The 20,730-nt window shown below is 24.9% G+C and carries 17 protein-coding genes; 14 read left to right on the top strand and 3 right to left on the bottom strand.

All coding sequences use genetic code 4. The features are described 5' to 3' along the window. The first annotated feature begins 2 nt into the window (after nt 1-2). The 14 genes from dnaE (at nt 3) to AACK85_RS04310 (ending at nt 16,359) form a co-directional block, all read left to right on the top strand. The gene (gene dnaE, locus AACK85_RS04375) at nt 3-3,035 is read left to right on the top strand and encodes a DNA polymerase III subunit alpha (protein ID WP_338969587.1); all 3,033 of its coding nucleotides are present in this window, start codon (nt 3-5) and stop codon (nt 3,033-3,035) included. A 27-nt stretch (nt 3,036-3,062) separates the two neighbouring features. Then, nucleotides 3,063-5,768, top strand: a complete 2,706-nt coding sequence (gene polA / locus AACK85_RS04370; protein ID WP_338969585.1) for a DNA polymerase I — start codon at nt 3,063-3,065, stop codon at nt 5,766-5,768. 17 nt (nt 5,769-5,785) lie between these two features. Continuing rightward, a complete protein-coding gene (gene mutM / locus AACK85_RS04365; RefSeq protein WP_338969583.1) occupies nt 5,786-6,616 on the top strand; it encodes a DNA-formamidopyrimidine glycosylase in 831 nt (276 codons plus the stop codon). Nucleotides 6,617-6,781: 165 nt separating this feature from the next. Continuing rightward, nucleotides 6,782-7,984: a DnaD domain protein gene (locus tag AACK85_RS04360; RefSeq protein ID WP_338969581.1), complete on the top strand. Its 1,203-nt coding sequence runs from the start codon at nt 6,782-6,784 to the stop codon at nt 7,982-7,984. Nucleotides 7,985-8,012: 28 nt separating this feature from the next. Further along, nucleotides 8,013-8,918, top strand: a complete 906-nt coding sequence (locus AACK85_RS04355; RefSeq protein WP_338969579.1) for an ATP-binding protein — start codon at nt 8,013-8,015, stop codon at nt 8,916-8,918. A 35-nt stretch (nt 8,919-8,953) separates the two neighbouring features. After that, complete coding sequence (locus AACK85_RS04350) at nt 8,954-9,811, top strand: hypothetical protein (RefSeq protein WP_338969578.1); 858 nt, start codon at nt 8,954-8,956, stop codon at nt 9,809-9,811. Between the two features lie 211 nt (nt 9,812-10,022). Further along, a complete protein-coding gene (gap, locus tag AACK85_RS04345; protein ID WP_338969576.1) occupies nt 10,023-11,036 on the top strand; it encodes a type I glyceraldehyde-3-phosphate dehydrogenase in 1,014 nt (337 codons plus the stop codon). 125 nt (nt 11,037-11,161) lie between these two features. Next, nucleotides 11,162-12,364 carry a phosphoglycerate kinase gene (locus AACK85_RS04340; protein WP_338969574.1) on the top strand — a complete coding sequence of 401 codons (1,203 nt, stop codon included), beginning with the start codon at nt 11,162-11,164 and terminating at the stop codon, nt 12,362-12,364. A gap of 350 nt (nt 12,365-12,714) precedes the next feature. After that, a complete protein-coding gene (locus AACK85_RS04335; protein ID WP_338969572.1) occupies nt 12,715-12,951 on the top strand; it encodes a hypothetical protein in 237 nt (78 codons plus the stop codon). 106 nt (nt 12,952-13,057) lie between these two features. Then, nucleotides 13,058-13,552 (top strand): hypothetical protein, encoded by a 495-nt coding sequence (locus AACK85_RS04330; RefSeq protein WP_338969570.1) that lies wholly within the window; start codon nt 13,058-13,060, stop codon nt 13,550-13,552. 20 nt (nt 13,553-13,572) lie between these two features. Further along, nucleotides 13,573-13,941, top strand: a complete 369-nt coding sequence (locus AACK85_RS04325; RefSeq protein WP_338969568.1) for a hypothetical protein — start codon at nt 13,573-13,575, stop codon at nt 13,939-13,941. Between the two features lie 123 nt (nt 13,942-14,064). Beyond that, nucleotides 14,065-14,778 carry a DeoR/GlpR family DNA-binding transcription regulator gene (locus tag AACK85_RS04320; RefSeq protein WP_338969566.1) on the top strand — a complete coding sequence of 238 codons (714 nt, stop codon included), beginning with the start codon at nt 14,065-14,067 and terminating at the stop codon, nt 14,776-14,778. 18 nt (nt 14,779-14,796) lie between these two features. Continuing rightward, on the top strand, nt 14,797-15,657 hold the full coding sequence (locus AACK85_RS04315; RefSeq protein ID WP_338969564.1) for a hypothetical protein: 861 nt from the start codon (nt 14,797-14,799) through the stop codon (nt 15,655-15,657). Between the two features lie 132 nt (nt 15,658-15,789). Beyond that, complete coding sequence (locus tag AACK85_RS04310) at nt 15,790-16,359, top strand: hypothetical protein (protein WP_338969562.1); 570 nt, start codon at nt 15,790-15,792, stop codon at nt 16,357-16,359. Between the two features lie 59 nt (nt 16,360-16,418). Here the strand turns inward: AACK85_RS04310 and AACK85_RS04305 are convergent, their stop codons facing one another. From AACK85_RS04305 to AACK85_RS04295, 3 genes are read right to left on the bottom strand one after another with little or no spacing between them, the layout of a single operon-like run. Further along, the gene (locus tag AACK85_RS04305) at nt 16,419-17,381 is read right to left on the bottom strand and encodes a hypothetical protein (protein WP_338969560.1); all 963 of its coding nucleotides are present in this window, start codon (nt 17,379-17,381) and stop codon (nt 16,419-16,421) included. Nucleotides 17,382-17,417: 36 nt separating this feature from the next. Continuing rightward, a complete protein-coding gene (locus AACK85_RS04300; protein WP_338969558.1) occupies nt 17,418-19,061 on the bottom strand; it encodes an APC family permease in 1,644 nt (547 codons plus the stop codon). Nucleotides 19,062-19,121: 60 nt separating this feature from the next. After that, nucleotides 19,122-20,723, bottom strand: a complete 1,602-nt coding sequence (locus AACK85_RS04295) for an amino acid permease (protein ID WP_338969556.1) — start codon at nt 20,721-20,723, stop codon at nt 19,122-19,124. Between the last annotated feature and the right edge of the window lie 7 nt (nt 20,724-20,730).

Genomic DNA, 20,730 nt, shown 5'->3' with positions numbered 1-20,730 from the left:
CAATGCAATTTAGTCCTATGATAGACATAAAAACAACTTATAATTTTATGTCATCATTAATTTCCATAGATGATTATTTTAAATTTGCAACTGAAAATAATTTTAAATTTGCATTCTATGCAGAACTAAATTCAATGTACGGGGTTGCGGAATTTTCAAGTAAAGCTAAAAAAAATGGAATTAAACCGATAATTGGAATTACAATAGAAATCGATTTACCAATAAAGTGATCTATAAATGTTTTTGCAAAAAATAGAGCGGGATTTGAAATATTGTCCGATTTTTCATCGTTATTAATGACAAATAGAATTATTAACGATGGTGCCAAAATTAAGTTTATTAATGATAATTTCAATGATAATTTAATTGCGGTTATTAATTATAAAAACAAAATAGATTTTAATCATTTTGATAATATGTCTAAAAAAATGTCAAGCGAAAATATTTTCTTAGGAATTGATAAAAATACTTTTGTTTACAATAATAAAAATCAAATAGATTCGATGGTTAATTTAGTTTTTTATTCATCTGTTAATTATTTTAAGAAAGAAGATTTAATAGTTTATAAAGCAGCGATAGCAACAAAAGAAGGAAAACTTATTGAAGATTTAGATAATATAGAAGAAAAATATTATCCAGATAATAATCAAATAATAAATATTATGAATATTAATGATTATCAAAATAATTTGAATAAAATAAATAATATGATAAATTTCGATTTATTAAATTATACAAAAAAACATTTGTTAGTATATCCATCACCAAATAAAATACCTTCAAAAAATTATTTACAAAAAATAGTTGAAGATTCACTAATGATTTATTTGAAAGAATCGATTGAAAAATTAAATTATAAAATTTATGAGGATAGAATGTATTATGAATTATCAATTATAAATAAGATGCAATTTCAAGATTATTTTTTAATTGTGTGAGATTATGTAAAATTTGCAAAGCAAAAAAATATTTATGTTGGGCCAGGAAGAGGATCAGTCGCTGGTTCATTAGTTTCATTTTTATTAAACATTACAACAATTGATCCAATTAAATATGATTTATATTTTGAAAGATTTTTGAATCCTGAACGTATGACAATGCCAGATATAGATATCGATTTTCAAGATAATAGAAGAGAAGAAGTAATAGAATATATTTTTGAAAAATATGGAGCTTCACAAGTGGCGACAATTACCACTTTTTCAACAATAGGAATTAAGGGGGCAATAAGAGATGTTGGAAGAGTTCTTTCGGTTCCAATTGAAAATGTTAACACAATTACTAAATTAATTGATTCAGAGACAAAAATTTTGTCAAATGATGAATTATTTAAAAATAAGAAATTGGATGTTTTTAAACAAAAATATCCTCAGCTCTTTGAAATTGCTCCAAAATTTATAGGTTTATATAGACAAACTGGAACTCATGCAGCAGGTTTAATAGTTTCTGATATTGAATTGCAAAAAGTTGTACCATTTAAAAGTGGTCCAAACGGTATAAATCAAACACAATTTCCAATGGATTTTTTAGAGCAATTTGGTTTAATAAAAATGGATTTATTAGGTTTGAAAAATTTAACAATTCTTCATGACGTTGTTAGTATGATCAATCAAACTAGAAAATTAAATATTTCTTTACAGAAAATACCTTTAAACGATTCTAAAACATTTCTTAATTTATCAAAAGGAAATACTTCTGGAATTTTTCAATTAGAATCTCCGGGTATGACAAGGGTAATCGAACAAATGCAAATTAAAAATATTTTAGATATTTCAATTGCTTCATCATTGTATAGACCCGGACCTCAAGAACAAATACCAGAATTTATTGCAAGAAGAAATAACTCATCTTTAATAAAATATATAAATAACAGATTAATTCCGATTTTAGAAGAAACTTATGGTGTTATAGTTTATCAAGAACAAATTATGGAAATTCTTAAAGTTGTGGCTAATATGTCACTTTCACAGGCAGATATCATTAGAAGAGCAATAGGCAAAAAAGATATTGAATTAATGAGTCGTTACAAAGAATTATTTATTAAAAATGCTGTTAAAAATAATTATACAAACGATGATTCAAAACAAATTTGGGATTACATTTATAAATTTGCATCGTATGGATTTAATAAATCTCATGCTATTGCATATTCTTACATTTCATATTATTTGGCATATTTTAAAACTAATTATTCAGCAGAGTTTTATGCTGTAATGATAAATTCTATAATTGGTAATGTTAAAAAAACAGAGCAATATATTATTGAAGCGCAAGAGCAAGGAATTAAAATTATTCCACCATCAATCAAAAATATAAATTTAAAATGTATTGGAAATGAAAAAGGTATATATTTGCCTCTAAAAATAATTAAAGGTATATCAAATATATTTATTCAAGAATTATCTAGTATTTATAAAAATGATAAAACGAAATTAGATACAATGTTTAAATTTGCATGTTCAATGATCAATCACGAACTTACAAAAGAAATTTTTATTTCGTTAGCTGCAATTGGCGCTTTGGATTTTTATGGATGAGGCAGAAAATTATTAATAATGAATGTTGATAAAATTATTAATTTTGCAAATGCATATAGTAATCAAGAAATAATTCCAGCATATTCAGAACCTTCACTAGATGAATATAAAGATGATTTCAACGAACTTGGTCAATGAGAAAAAGAATATTTAGGTTTTTATTTACAGATGAATCCTTTAACAAAATATCGTGGCCTTTATAAACTTGATTATTCGTTAACTACAATTAATAAAATATATAAAATTAATATTAATTTACAATTATTGGTTATTGTTGATGAATTTAGAAAACAAATGGATAAAAATAATCATGAAATGGCCTTTTTAAAAATTCATGATGAAACTGGAGAAATATCTTTAACTATTTTTGCTAATTTATTAGAAAAATATCATTCGGAACTTTATCCAGGTGCAATTTTAATCATAGTAGTTAAGGCTCAAGAATATAAACAACAAATAAGTTTACAACTTGTCAATGTATTAAAAAGAATATTATAAATATAAATTAATGAGAGGAATTATTTTATGAAAAAAATTTTATTAGTGGATGGCAATTCACTTTTATTTAAAAGTTTTTTTGGAACTGCGTATACGGGAAACATTTTAAAAACTTCTACTGGAATTCCAACTAATGCAGTTTTCGCGTTCACAAATAGTTTGTTAAAAGTTTTACAAGCTGATAACTATTATGATGTAAAAATTGCTTTTGATAAAGGCAAAGAAACTTTTAGACATAAACATATGCCAGATTATAAAGCTGGTCGAGCAGATACTCCAATAGATTTAATTCCTCAATTCAAGATTGTAAGAGAAATGTTAATTGCGGCAAATATTGAATATTTTGAATTAGATTTAATAGAGGCTGATGACATAATTGGAACAATGGTAGCTAAAATTGAAAATACAACTGATTATTATATAGATATACTTTCAACAGACAAAGATATGTTTCAATTAATTTCTGATAAAACAACCGTGATTAAAACAGATTCAAAAACAAATTCAATCATAAAAACAACAAAATTAGAATTAAAAAATTTATGAGGCATATCTCCAAATCAGGTACCTGATTTTAAAGGTATTTCTGGAGATAGTTCAGATAATATTGTTGGTGTAAAAGGTATTGGTGAGAAGGGCGCTCAAAAATTATTAAATATTTATTCTACATTAGAAAATATTTATTCTCATATAGATGAACTTTCACCAAAAGAAAAAGAGAAGTTCATTCAATCAAAAGAAGTGGCAATCAAATCGAAATATATTGCAACTATAAAAAAAGATATAAATTTACATGTAGAATTTGATGGTGTAAATATTAACAATGAAGCCTTAAAACTTTTTTTTAAGAAATATGAAATGAAAAAATTACTTGCAATTATAGACCAGAAAATAAATAATTTAAATATTGAAAAAATTTCCAATATAGAATTAATTAGCAAATTTAATCTTTCTATGTTTAACGAACATAATTACATTTATCTTGAAACTATGGATGCAAATTATCATACATCAGATGTTATAGGTTTTGCAATTTCTAATCAGACTGGAATTTTTGTTTTTGATGGTGCAAATCATGATATAGATCTGTTTAATTGAAAAGATGAAAAAATAAAAGATGAAGAATTACAAAAATTTTTATTAGATGAAACAAAATTAAAATATACATACGACATTAAAAAAATAATTACTGCTTTCAAAAATATGGGTTATGATGTTGCAGAAAAATCTTTTGTTTTTGATTTTATGTTGGCTTGTTATTTGATAGATGCAAATGTTAAATCTACATTTGCAAATCATGTTAGTTTAATTTCAAATAATTCCATTCAAATTGAGGAATCAGAATTAATTTTTGGTAAGGGTATTAAAAGAACTGCATTCATAGATAAAGAAATTAAAAAAAATTATCTGGGCAATTGTGCTCATATATTAAGAGAATTTATTCAACCAACTTTAAATAGGTTAGATGAATATAATTTACGCACACTTTATGAGCAAATAGAATTGCCATTAGCTTTTTGTCTATTGCGTATGGAACAAACTGGAGTGCTTATTGATAAACAAGAATTGATGCTTCAAACAGAAACAATATATAAACAACTAAATAATTTAACAGATAAAATTAAATTGCAACTAAATGATTTTATTAATGATGATTTTAATATTGCATCACCAAAACAATTGGCAGATATTTTATTCAATAAAATGAAATTGCATGATGAATCTAAAAAACAATCAACGGATTTAGAAAATTTGCAAAAAATTGAAAGTGATACCTTGGTGATTAAAGATATACTTTCATATAGAAAATTGTCAAAATTATATTCTACATATTTAAAAGGATTTGAAAAATACATAAGATCTGATGGAAGAGTACATTCTATTTTTACGCAAGGTTTAACACAAACAGGAAGACTAGCATCTTCAGATCCAAATCTTCAGAATATTGCAATAAGAGATGAATTACAAAAACAAGTTAGGAAAATTTTTATAACAACAAATGATAAAATACTTCTTAGTCTAGATTATTCACAAGTGGAATTGAGAATGATTGCCGAATTAGCTCCAGAATATAATTTAATTAAATTATTTAATGATGAAATAGATGTGCATAAGGATACGGCAACTAGAATATTTAATTTAAAATCAATAGATGATGTCACACCTGTTCAACGTTCAATTGCTAAAACAATTAATTTTAGTATTATATATGGTAAAACTATTTTTGGATTATCACAAGAATTGAATATAAAAATTTCTGATGCAAAAAAATTTATAGATAGATATAATGAATTGTATCCTGATGTAATTCAATATAAACAAAAGCTAATTAATGAGGCTAGACAAAATGGCTTTGCAACTACCATAACATTTAGACGTAGAAATATAGATGAATTGTTTTCCGAAAATAAAAATATTCAGCAATTTGGTGAAAGAGCTGCAGTTAATATGCCTATTCAAGGTGCAGCTGCCGATTTGCTAAAAATGGCTATGGTAAATTTAGAAGACGAATTAAATAAAAATAATTTAAATGCAAAAATGATTTCACAAATACATGATGAAATTATTTTGGAAGTTTCAAAAATAGATTTTGAAAAAACAAAATCAATCGCTATAAATTGCATGGAAAATGCATTTAAAAATATTTGTGAAAAATTTAATTTAAAGATAGATCAAAAAATTAATTTTACAGTTTCTACATCCAGTGGAAACAATTGATATGAATTAAAATAAGAATGGAAGAGTAAAATATGCCAGAATTACCAGAAGTTAGAACAGTTATTAAAATATTGAAATCAAGTATTGTTGGTGAAATTATATCTGATGTACGAATTTTTTGAAATACATTAGTGAAATTTCCAACAAAAGAAGATTTAATAAAAAGGATAATAAATAAAAAAATTACAGATTTAAAATCATTTGGTAAATGAATTTTTTTTATGCTGGAAAATGATGATGTATTGGTATCACATTTAAGGATGACAGGAATGTGATATTTTGAAAAACAATCTGATCAATTTTGAAACCAAAAACATCTTCATGCTGTTATTGATTTCAAAAATGGTAATAGAATTTCTTTTTATGATTCAAGAGGATTTGGCGTTCTAAATTTGTACACAAAAGAGGAATTTAATTTAAAAGGACCGCAAACAAGAATGGGACCTGAACCTTGAGATGATAATTTCACTTTTGAAAATATTAAACCAAAAATTTTTAAATCCAAACGGGCAATAAAATCAATTATTTTAGATCAAAGTGTGATTTCTGGAATTGGCAACATTTATGCAGACGAAATTTTGTTTGCCTCAAGCATTAATCCAGAAAGAAGCGGCGATTCATTGAATGACAATGAAATTAAGCAAATTATAATTCATTCAAAAAAAATTTTAGAAGACGCAATATTGAACGGAGGAACTACAATACATAGTTATCATCCAAAAATTGGTGAAACTGGGGGTTTTCAAGACAAATTAAAAATTCATTTAAGAAAAGGCAAAGAATGTTTACGTTGTGGCAAAATTGTTATGAAAATTCGTGTTGGAGAAAGGGGCACTTACTTTTGCCCTCAATGTCAAAAATAAACGATGTTGTTATGTTGAAAACTTAAAAAATACCATTATTAATGGTATTTTTCCAATTTTGTTTTGTAATTACCTTGTGGGAAACTATTTTTTCTAAAAAATGAAATTAAATTTTAATATCATCATTTTGTAGATATATTAAAAAATGATAATTGAGGTATGAAAATGGAGTTAAATTTTAATCAGAAATATAGTATAAAACTAAAAGAAGAAAAATTAAAAAATAACGAATTTTTGATGCATTATTTATATGGACCAATTGCTGGAATTAGGGCAATTAACCTTTATTTTTTATTGATTTCAGATGTAATTATGCAAAGTAAATCTTTCATTTTCCAACCAACAATAGAAAAGTTATCATTGATCACTCAATTAAAATTACCTGTATTAACTAGACAATTTAAAAAACTAGAAGCATTAAATTTAATTAAAACCTATGAAACAAGTGAGGGTAATTTAATTTTTGTAATTTATCCACCACTGGAGGCTCAGGAATTTAATGATAATAAAATATACAATAATGTTCTTATTTCTAGAATTGGTAAAGAAAATTATGAAAAAATTATGTTTATGTTACTAGAGGATTATTCAACGAAAAAAGAATTAAGAGATGTTTCTTCAACATTTGATGAAGTATATAAAAATGAACTAAATAATAACGATTTCGTTGATGGTAAAAATAATAATTATAATTGACATGCAATTAAAAGATATTTAATAGCACAAAAAATAAACATTAATATAGAAGATTTTAAATTTCAAGAAATAACAGATGAAATATTTTCACTTTATTCTCCCAATCAAGAACAATATGGAGAAATGATTGCGAAATCCTATGATTTTACAAATGCTTATTTTGATCCAAATGAATTGTTAAAAACAGCTAAAAATTTATTTAAAAAGGAAAAACACAATACATCAGAAACATTAGATTTGGATAATAATGAAATTTTGTGCGAAAAAATGACAATTTCAAAACCAGAAAAGTATGTTTTAGAATTAATGAATGAAGAAAATATTACAAAAAAAGATAAAATTTTAATAGACACACTTAGACAAACTCATAATTTAACAGATGATGTAATTAATTGTTTATTACATTATTCGTTTATAAAAAATAATCAAAGAATAGTTGAAAATTATTTATATAAAATAGCTAAAACAATAAATATTATGCAAATAAAAACAGCAAGTGACACTATGGATTATTTTAATTCATTATCGAAAACACCTGTTTATTTAAAAATTAAAAATAAAGCAATTAATAATGTAAATATAATTAGTAAAAATAATTCGCAATTTAATAAAGGGGTTGCGCAAGATTGTCAAAAAATAATTTCAAATTTTGATTACGATGATTTCATTTAAAAATTCTATTAATAGAGGAGAGATGATGATGCTAAAAAATGAAGAAATTATTTCAGATGCATTAAATAATATAGATGTGATAAATTTTTTGAAAAAAAATAATTTATCATCTGAATTTGTTTCTAAAAATTCATTTAAAATTGATGATTTTTTAAATGGATGAGTTAAGTGTTCTTCTGGTCCTTTATCTGAGTGTAAACAACAAACTAAAGGATATAAAAAAATTTTATCCTATGAAAACAATATAATGTATGTGTCTACAACTTTTTGTGAGCATTATTTATTTGAAAATCACAATTATAAAATTATTAAAAATTATATATATGCTGATTTTGATTTAAAGAGTGATTTAAAAACAATGGGTGAATATGCAAAGGAAATGAAAGGCGAACCATTAGAAAATTCAAGATTCAATTTAATTAATGATTTTAAAAAAATCATTAATATTAAAAAGGGGAAAGGTTTTTTTATTTATGGAAAAATGGGAGTTGGTAAAACATTTCTTGCAAAATTAATAGCAAATAATTATGCTTATAAAGGACTCAAAACAGCTTTCATTACTGTTGCGAAGTTAATCAGAACAATTAAAAATGATTTTAACACAACGGATCAAAATGGTACAAAGTTATTAAATTTATTAACTAAAGCAGAAGTTTTAGTTCTTGATGATATTGGTGCAGATAAACCATCTATTTGATCTAGAGATGAATTACTTTTTAGTTTATTGAATTATAGAATGGAAAATAAATTATTAACTTTTTTTACTTCAAATTTAACTTTGTCTCAATTACAAAAAAAATATGCATTTAAAACTACAGATTCAGATGAACAAACACTTGAAAAAATCGCAAATGAAAGATTTATAGAGAGAGTCAAAGCCTTATCTGCACCATATAAAATAGATGGTGTAAACTGAAGATTATCAGAAAATTAAAATATAAATAAATTATTTGAGAGGGAATTAAAATAATGAAGACAAAATCGTTATTAGAAGAATTTATAATAAAACATATGCAACCTTTTGACAAAAAAGGTGAATATTTGGTTTCGCTGCCAATATCTAGAATTTTAAATTCTCCAACTTTGCAAATTGATTTTAAATCACAAAATATTTTAACGGAAAATGATTTTGCTAGAATTTTAATGTTGATATTTAAAAATTCAAAATTATTTTCTTTATTTTGAAATTTTACATCGCTAGTAAATTTTTTGCCAAACAGTAATTTTATATTTTCATTTACAGCAATATTTGATAATATAAATAATTTCAAGGAAATTAAAGTAGAGAAAAATATTAATAACTTTTATTCATTTGATAGTTTGTATAATAATGGCAACAAAAATACAGAAATCAATTTAAATTATGAAATCAATTTAGCTAAAGGAGTTGCTGATTTTTTAGATTCATTAATTTTAAAGATTATAATCAATAACTTGGAAAAATATGGATTAAAAATTCAAGAAATACCAATAAACAGAAAAATACCAAATGCAGAATTAGAAGAAATTAAAGTGCATTCTAAAATGGATTTAAAACATAAACCATGATATTCACTTATTTATTTGGTCGATCCACAATATATGAATAAAATAAAAAAAGATAACAAAAAAATTATTCAAAGAAAATTAGAATTCACAGATGTAATAATTCATAAAGTTGATAATTTTAAAATTGTTGTAGTTCCAAATTTGAAAAAACAAACAAATGCTAAAATTATTTCAATAGAAGATAAAAATATTTGAACATTTGTGAAACAAGTGGGCTTCAAAGGATTTTTTATAGATGCGGATATCATATCAAAAGAAGACATATTTTATATGTTATAAATTTTTTAAAGTATTTAAGAACACATAATAAAAATCAATAAATATATAAAAGAAGACATTTAACTTGTATTTATATATTTATTGATTTTTATGTTGCCTAACATAATACATTCTAATACACTCAACATGTGTAAATATTATAATTTTATTAAAACCTCTTGTTTAATGAATAAAAAGGTAGTATAAATATATAGTATGGAGGAATAAAAATATGAAAAAAGTCGCAATTAACGGTTTTGGACGCATTGGTCGTTTAGCATTCCGTCAATTATTTGAATTAAAAGATGTAGAAATTGTTGCAATTAACGATTTAACGTCACCAGCTACACTTGCTTATTTATTAGAACATGATTCAGCACACAGATGATTCCGTCGCGGTGAAATATCTTCAACTGCAGATTCAATTATTGTTGCAGGTAAAACAATTAAAATTTATGCAGAAAAAAGTGCTGCAGATTTACCTTGAGGTAAATTAGGTGTAGATTTAGTTGTAGAATCTACTGGTTTTTATACAGATAAAGATAAAGCTATGGCACATATTAATGCCGGAGCAAAAAAAGTTATTATTTCAGCGCCAGCAAAAGGTGATTTAAAAACAATTGTTTATGGAGTAAACCATGAATCACTAACATCAAGTGATGTAATTATTTCTGGTGCATCATGTACAACAAATTGTTTAGCACCTATGGCTAAAGTTTTAAATGAAACATTTGGAATTGAAAGAGGTTTAATGACAACAGTTCATGCTGTAACAAATGATCAAAGATTATTAGATTTACCTCATTCAGATTTACGTCGTGGACGTGCTGCTGCATGAAACATAATTCCATCATCTACAGGAGCTGCAGTTGCAATTGGTTTAGTATTACCAGAATTAAAAGGGCGTTTAGATGGATTATCACTACGTGTTCCAACAATTACAGGTTCAATTGTAGATTTAACAGTTGAATTAAAAAAAGATGCAACTATTGAATCTATTAATAAAGCAATGGAAGATGCAATTAAAAAAGATGCGAATTTAGCAAAAGCGTATTTGTATAACAAACAAGAAATTGTATCAGTTGATGTTATTGGTGAAACACATGGTTCAGTATTTGATGCAACAATGACTAAAGTTATTGAAGTTGATGGTAAAAAAATGTACAAAGTATTTGCATGATATGACAATGAAAATTCATATACATCACAACTTGTTAGAACTATTCAACATTTTATTTCTTTATAGTATCAGTAAAAAATCACTTTTTAGAGTTAGAAATCTCTATTATAAAGTGATTTTTTATTTAAATTATCATAGTTTACTATTTATTTTTGCTATAAAATAAATATGTGAAAAGAGGAAATATTATTATGAATAAAAAAACATTAAATGATGTTCAAGTAATAAATAAAACTGTTCTAGTTCGTGTAGACTTTAACGTACCATTGGTAAATGGAATAATTACAGATGACAATAGAATTCAAGCGGCATTGCCAACTTTAAATTATTTAATTAATAACGGGGCAAAAATAGTATTATTGTCACATTTAAGTAGAATTAAAGAAGAAGCAGATAAAGCAAAGAAAAGTTTAGCACCTGTTGCGAAACGTTTACAAGAAGTTTTAAATAGAGAGGTTAAATTTGTACCTCATACTCGTGGTTTAGAATTAGAAACAGCTATAAAAGCTTTAAAACCAGGAGAAGTTTTATTAATGGAAAATACTCGTTTTGAAGATGTTGTAAATGGGGAACTTGTTAAAAATGAATCAAAAAACAATGATGCTTTAGGAAAATATTGAGCATCATTGGGAGAAATATTTGTAAATGACGCTTTTGGCACTGCGCATAGAGCACATGCGTCAAATGTAGGGATAGCATCAAATATTAAAGAAAATTGTGTTGGATTTTTAGTTCAAAAAGAATTGGAAATGCTTTCACAAGGTATTGATAATCCCGAACATCCATTTGTTGCTATTATTGGTGGTGCAAAAGTTTCAGATAAAATAGGAGTTATTGATAATTTATTAAAAAAAGCAGATAAAATTTTAATTGGTGGTGGAATGGCTTACACATTTTTTGCAGCAATGGGACACAATATTGGTAAATCATTATTAGAAGAAGATAAAATAGATCTTGCAAAAGAATATTTAGAAAAAGCTAATGGAAAAATAATTTTACCTATTGATTCTGCAACTGCTGAATCATTCGCTGATGTAAAAGCAATTTTCACAGACGGAATTGATTTACCAGATAATTTGATGGGTCTAGATATTGGGTCAAAATCAATAAAATTATTTGAAGATGAATTAAAAGATGCAAAAACTGTTGCTTGAAACGGCCCAATGGGGGTTTTTGAATTTGAAAATTTCAAAACTGGAACAGTTGCAATATGTGAAGCAATTGCAAAATTAAAAGATTCGTTTACTTTAATAGGTGGTGGCGATTCAGCAGCAGCAGCAATTCAGTTGGGATTTAAAGATAAATTTACTCATATTTCAACTGGTGGTGGAGCTTCTTTGGAATATATGGAAGGTAAAACTTTACCAGGAATAGAAATCATTCAAACAAAATAAAATATTTCAAATTATTTCATTTTACTAAATTAATACTCTTTTTAATCAAATGCTGTGATTAATAATTATTACAGTTAATGAATTAAAAAGAGTTTTTTATGTTCAAAAATTGAAAATAATTCAAAAATATATAAATTTATAATTATTATATTAAAATGATAAATTAGAAAATATCGCATTGAGTTTCATCTATATTAAATATTGACTTTATTTTCTAAATATGTTTAAATAATTATGCAAGATATTTTTTTGATTATTTGATTGCGTTCTTTTATTATTATTACAAAAAGCATTAAATTTTAAAATTAAAGGCAAATTATATTACAAATATTATAGTTTGAAATGTATGTATGAAAAAAATTTTAATTTTGTTGTTTTCAACAAGTTTTGGTGTAACGAGTACACCAATAATTGCAGAGGAAATTTCTACTCACAGAATTGAAAATGGTCATATTGTAGATGATAAATTTAGTTTATCATCTTTTGATATGGAACATTTTGATTCCATATTGTCAATGTCAAACGATGAAAAATTGGAAAAAATTATTCATGATGGTGTTAGTGGATTAAAAAAATCAAGATTTTAAATCTGATTATGGTATTTTTGATTCATCTTATAATGAAATTCCTCAAACATTTCAAATTAAATATAATACTTGTGATTTAAATGATAATCATAAACATGATTGTTCATTGACTGTTTATGCTAAAGCAGAAAATCAATTATTTCCAGGCGTTATAAATCTTGATGTTACAGTTAAATATAATGTGATAGTTGATTGATCAGCTTTGAATAATTTATTGATTTCATTAGATTTGAATATTAATGCAGAAGACCCCACAATAAACGATATTATAAATAAACAAGATGTAATTTATAAAAAAATTAATAATGAAATTAATCAAATAAAAAATAGTGATGTATTTTTTGATGCGTTTAATAGTTTAAAATGAAATATTGCGTATCCTGACAGAATTTTATCAGATAACAACGGTGTATATAAAGTTAATCAAGTTAATTTTAGTGCCATAGGAAATGATGAATATAAAGATGCTACATTTAATATCAATTTAGTTATTTATGTGATTAGAGACAATATAAAATATAATGAAAATTATGAGGGAACATTATCTGAATCTTCAAATCGATCAAACAAAAATGAAAATTTTCAGAAAGCGGCTATTTAAAAATTGTTGATATTAAAAAATTGGATGAAAATCAAGGAAATGATACTGTATTTAATAATTTTAGCAAATTGGAAATTAATTTTAATTTAAATGATAATTTACGTTATTGAGATTATAATGGTAATTTGGTTGAGCAAATTAATTCTGAAAATTTAGAAATGATAAATATAAAAAAATCTGTTGGTGATGGAAGTGCAATTGATATTGTAAATGCTAGTTCGCATTCGGGTTTGGCTTATTGAGAAGTTCAAATTTCAGTTATTTTCAAAATTAAAAATGATGCTTTATATGTAAATTTTAAAAATAGAGTTAAAATTAAAATCATAAGTTCTAAAATGCATACAATAAAATTGCAATATGGCCTAGATGATTTAGAATTTTTGCAATAAACAAAAGTTATTTTTCAAGAGATAGTTACCTATCTTTTTATTTTTAATAATGTCAAATTTAAATACGCTAATTTAAAAACGATATACATTAAATATTTGCGTTATAATCACATTGGTGATAATGTGATAAAAGATGAAAGGCACACAATAATATTAAATTATATTAATAAAAGAGAATTAAGTTACGTTGAAGATATTGCAATAGATTTAAATATTCCTTTAACAACTTTAAGGCGAGATTTAAAGGATTTAGAAGTTCAAAAAAGAATTATAAAAGTACATGGTGGAGCAAAGCCAATCAAAACTAGTATTGTTCAAGAACAAGATTTACAACTGCGATTAACAGAAGATAAAACGGCTAAACAAATGATAGCAGAAAAAGCAATAAAATCATTAAGTAGGGGTTCAACTGTATTTATAGATGCTGGTTCGACAACATACTTTCTATGCAAAGCAATTATGCCAGAATTTGAATTAACAATAGTTACAAATTCTTTTGAACATATTAAAGTTTTACTTGGTAATGGAAATGAAAATATTTATTTGGTTGGTGGTAAATATTTGCAACGAACAGGAGCGTTTGTGGGATCTGAAACTTTGTCCTCACTTGCTAGATATACATTCGATGTTGCTTTTATTGGAGCAAATGCTTTGGACGATAAAAAAAACATATACACAACAAATATTTATGAAGGACAGGTAAAAGAATTGGCAATAAAACAATCACAAAGAGCTGTAATTTTAATGACTTCAAATAAATTAGATAAAAGGGCATTTGTTAAAATAGCAAATTTAAATGATGTAATTCTTATGACTGAAAAGAAAGATATTTATTAAAAATAATAAAACTGAAACATGGAAAATAAAGAATTAAAAATTTTAAAAAACAGAATTTTTGAACATTCGTCATGAGTCACTAATTTCTGATTTGTAAATAACAAACTTTTTTTAACAGAAGGTAATTACAAAAAAATAGATAATCATTTGGCATCTATAGATGTTGAAACGCTAACCGAAAATCTAAAAATAAAGAATAATTTAAATAGAAATTTTATAGCCTATCCGTTAGAACTAACATTGGGCGTAAATGCTATTTCGGATACGGATGTGAAAATTAATTTTAAAAACGATAATGTTGTACAAAATATAATATATTTTAATAATAATTATTTAATTACATTTTTATGACAAAATGATAGCGAATTAGCTGCGCAATCATTTTGATTTGATAACGAATTTCAGCAAAAAGAAGAAATATTACAATTAAAAAATAAAGTTATTATTGGCCAAAATTTTGATACACTTTTTTTTGCCAATCCAAATGATTTTATTTGTGGTTCATTTGACATGAAAAATAATATGTTTGAACAGTATTTATTTTTAGCAAAGAAAGTCATTAGTGTAGGTAGTAAAATTTTAGTGTTAGATATAAATGATTGTATTTTTGAGTTAATTGATAAAAAATTAGTAAATATTTTAAAATTACCAATTGGATTAAAATACATAGAAACTTTGGATTTAACAAGTTTTTTAATATCCATTATTGATGATAAAAAAACTTATTATTATTCTTTTAAGGATAATGAATTGCATTTGTTTTCAAATAAGGTTTTTTTTAGAATGGCAGTATATAAAAAGAAAATATTTGTAGGCAAACCTTTATTGAATGACGATGGCAATATTAACTATTATCAAGCTTTAGAAATAATTTATTAGAATGTAGGTGTTTGAACATTGAATAAAATAATTTGATTAGAGGATACAACTTATCTGTCTTTACTAATAATGATAATTTTTTTGAGCTGCTTATTAGGCTTTTTAATTTTTAACTATATTTCAAAGTTTTTTGTGAAATTAATTAAAACAGATTACAATGGTGAAACCTTATTTAAATTAATTGTAGTTGATCTTGATTTGACTTCCTTTAAGTTAAAGCCAACAAGGAGAAGGGTTTTTAGTAGATTAGTTTATCCAAAAAAAAGAGATGAAAATAATTTTATACATATTTATGAAAAGAGAATGACAAGAACAGATATAGTAAATATTATGTATATACTGCAATATTCAGTTCTAGTTAATCATAAAATTAATTTACAAGATAATTTAAGAAAAAGGCTAATTTTGTTTTTTTCAATTGGCTGATTTGGCTTCTTTTTTGGCATTTTAACAATTTGTTTAATTTTTGTTTATCCAATAACAGATGAATCTCATGTTGTTTTATCAATAATATTACAGTATTTTGCATATTTAGTAATTTTGTTAATAATTATTGGATATATAGGTTGAACTAGTGTTCAAGAACAATTTCGAGCTGAAATAATTAAATTGGCATCATTGTACTTTGAACAACAAACGCTTTCTAAATTGAATAAATTATTATTATTTGACTCATTTTGCTTTTCGGCAAAAATGATTTAGTAATATTATTAGGACAAAATAAAAATCTTAAAAGTAATAAATACTTTTAAGATTTTTATTTATTCTGAAAATGATGTTTCGCCAATTCGTTTATTTTGCATTTCTTCCATTCTTTTAAAAGATACAATTGTTGCTTCGTTATTTCTTGTTCACATACCTTTGATAGTTTCTACAATAATTCACATTACAAATATAATTGAAATAATGGTAATTAAATTTATAATGGCGTTTAACATTCCAAATAAAATTCCTCTTTCTCTGCCATTTGCAAATATGTCTATTAATAAAGATATAATTCTAATTACTGATCAAATTAACATAATGATTAATTCAAATGTAATTACAATAGCATTCAAATAGCCTAAAAAGTTCATTAAACTATTTTTATTATTATATTTTTCATACGCATTTTTTTGGAAAAATAATAACGTACTTAATAATCCATATAAAGAAGAACCAGCTAAAAATGATATCAACACAATAGAACCAATACGTACATATTCATTAGCATTTGAATTGAATAAATCGCTCAAATTCAAACCATTTTTAGATGTACAACCTAAAATTATTCCAAAGAAAACAATTAAACCTGTAACACCACCAATTAAAGAGTGTAAACTAATTGCTCTTGATGTTGAAAATCTTGGTGCAATAGTTGAAACAACATTTTCACTTCTTAATCTAGCTAATATAAAAGGTGTAAAAATTCCACCAACTGTAAGTGATAAAGCCGCTAGTATGTATCTATTATTCGATATTTCCTCGTCACTGTTTTTTACTAAGAAATTTATTAGATAAATTCCAAAAATTATTGTTTGCATTGAAATAAATGTTGTTATTGCGCCTAGAATTGCAATTATTCCATAGTTTTCAATTGGAATGGTGTTAAAAGTATTGTTATCAATAAATAATTGCATATAAGCAAAAAATGCAATTAGTCCTACAACACCAGAAACAATTCCAAAAATATTGGCTATAATTATTCAAATTTTTATTCCGCCCATATTGCCATAATAATTCATGATGATCCCCCCAATCAAGTAATATTTTACTCTAATTTAGTTATTTTTAAGTTTCTTTTGAAATACTTTTTTAATTTTTTTAATATCATCTAGTTCATCTTCTTTTTGTTCTTCTTTAATGTGTTTATCTAATTCGTATTTAGTATAAAAACGGAAAGGTTCATTCAAAAGTTTTAATTGTGTCAATCCTATTTCTGAAGTAGACAATTTTTTGATTTTTTTCATGTAATATGCGTAATATATTGTTACTACAAATATTATTAATAATCCTCAACCTATAAATAGCATTAATGATGACAATTTTTCTCGAACTCAATTGGCATCTATGTTTGTTCATTTGATAAACATTAGATTGTCTATTTGATTTATAATGTAATTTATTCATGCATAGATGATTATTAAATAAGAAATCATAATTCAAGAAAATTCTCAAAAAGAAAGTTTTAGTCTTCCTTTAAAGGTTTGTATAAAAGTTCCAGTTATAACAACAATATGCATTTGCAATATAAAAAAAGAAACCATTTGTGAAAGTTGCAAATATTCTAGACCAATTTTTTGTTTTGTAATACCTTCAATAATATCTGGAAGAATTAAAAATAAAATTATTGCAACTGTTGTTATTATTGTGTTCAATCATATTGCTTTAGTTGCAATACCTTTTTTATTTGTATAACTAAATTTTTCATTAATATATCCTTGCATGGAAATTGGTTGTGTAATAAATGAATTGATAAATGTTATTTGTAAAATTGAAACAAATCTTAATAGGAAAGTTGTGATTACAACTATTATAATTCCGCTTGTTCTCAAAAAAGTATTGCCATCGCCAAACATATTGTTATTTGGATTCCTATCTGCATTTACGCTCGATGTAGTTAATAATAATATTGTAAATATTATATAAAAAACCATAGTTGAAAACATAATAATTATTGAACCAACAGGTAATGATTTAATGTGATTTTTAATTCTATTTCCAATAATAATGAACGATTCTAAACCAGAAAAGGCAAAAAACATAGATGTAAATACTTGACTAAACGCTTTATATGATACAGTCTTTATTGAAGATGTATAATTATTTAGGTTCATACTACCAACCTCTATAATTCTAATGATGGCAAATGAAATTATAACAGCTGTTAAGATTCAAACGGCATATATAGCATATTTAACTATTTGTTTGTATTTGTTAAAACCTAAATAAAAAAAAGCAACTATTCCTAAGTAAATAAAGTAAGCTATTAAATCTCAAAATAAATCTGTTCAAGATCCAATGAATTGACTGTCACCTTGAAAATTAACAACTAAATCTGTGAAATTATTTTTGAACATTGATGTCAAATAGACAACTACAATAAGAGGAAACAAAATATAGTTTAATATAGCCGTATAAAAACCCCAAAATCGGCCTAAAGAAGTTCTGACAATTTGAAAAGCACCACCATTATATTTTGGAAGCATTTTAATATTTTTTATATAAGCATAAATGGCCCCAGATACAACAAAAAATTCTACAACAAATAATCAAATAATATTTAATCCTATACCACCAGTATCCTTATCAGCGGTAGATTGCATCATAACTACAACGTTAAAACTAGCTGTAAAAGTTATTCCAGCTACAAAAGTAAATCCCATTCAAATATAACCTAAAAACGAAATTTTTTGATTATTCATAGATATCACCTGATTTCTTTGTTAAACTAGTTAATTTTACCAAATAAAAAGTATTAGTCATTAACTAATACTTTTTATTTTTCTTTTTTTGTTATCTATAAATTTTTGATATTTTTCTTCTGCCGTTAATTTTTTTGTTGGATAAATAATATTTAAAACCCAACGTGATTTTTCATCTTCGATATTATTTTTTGCCAATTCAATTTCGTTAATAAAACTTGACAGTCCTCATATTACAACTAATATAATTAAGAAAATAGATCTTAATTTATCATCCAAAGAAGGTTTTGCAAATGATGCGAATATATCATAATATGTATAAACTAACGAAAGGATAAGTGTTATTGCAGAAAAATACATGTAAAACAATCCGCCTTTAATTTTATTTACATCTACTCGTTTTTTATAGCGATTATCAATTGCAGCTATAATTAAAATTAAATAAATTGTAAATGAGAGCGTGACTCCTGCGTTTGACATTGTATTTAATAATCAAAGCACAACATCTGATGCAGACATTGCACTTTCTTCTAAAAACATTGAATCTTTTTTAGCAAAATATGAAGTTAACATAAATATAACACCAACAGCTAATGATATTGCAAATGAAATAGAATTTGCTTGCATTCTAGTAAATGGTACTTTTTGATTTTTCTTTGCAATTAATCCCATTTCAGATGATGATACTATGTTAACTCATCCGAAAACAGACATTGCCAAAGCCGAACCAAATGCCATTATTGCCACAAGCATTTGAATTATATTTCCAGCAATTATATTATTGTTGCATATTGTCATAATTAAACCAAATGCATCGCCATTGTCTGTTCCAAAAAAAATTGATATAGACATTATTAAATAAAATAATGTAAATGCAGCAACCGCTGTAATGCTTGCCTTGCTTACAATGTGTTTATTTTCTATTTCTCTTTCAATTGCAATTGAACCTAAAAAACCATCAATTGAAAACACAACCATTGGAATTGCAATTAAAGTACCTGACATAGTAAAATCACGACTCGATGATGATAAATTACCATTTTCATCTAAAAATGATGAAGGAGTTGCCATAACAACAAATCCACCAATTAAAACTAAACATAAAGGAATGAATTTAGCCAAATTAATTATTGTAATTGATCATTTTGCAGCATTTGGTAAAAAATTATTTAAAATATAAGTTAAACCAATTTGTAAAATGGTTATTAACATTATTAGCATTACTTCTGTATTTGCATTTATTCAACCTTCACCAAGTCAATTATTTAGTGTTGTAAATAAAAATACCGATGCTGATAAGGGCAGTGTAGCATTCATTATTGGTGCATAAATAATTAAATAAAATAAAGATATTAATGATCCAGCTCTTCTATTCATTATTGCACATGATCATGCAGCTAGATTTCAAGCACCTTCTTTTTTTGCCGAAGCAATTTCTAAAAACGATAGTAACATTGTCATACAAGTAATACCAATTATTACTCATAAGCCAATAATCACGAATGGATTTTTGGCGCTTTCTAAAAGTGATGAATTTTTAATAAAAATACCAACCCCGACGGTTGTTCCAAAAACAGCAGCAAAAACAGTTAAAAATTCAAAAATTACCTTTCGCTTGGAATTTTTAGTATCATATTTAGTATTAACATTACTAATTGTCATAATATAG

Source organism: Spiroplasma endosymbiont of Labia minor, from assembly GCF_964019845.1.
Taxonomy (GTDB): domain Bacteria; phylum Bacillota_I; class Bacilli_A; order Mycoplasmatales; family Mycoplasmataceae.
Note: the sequence above shows the minus strand (reverse complement) of the source record. Positions and strands in the feature narration are given on the sequence as shown.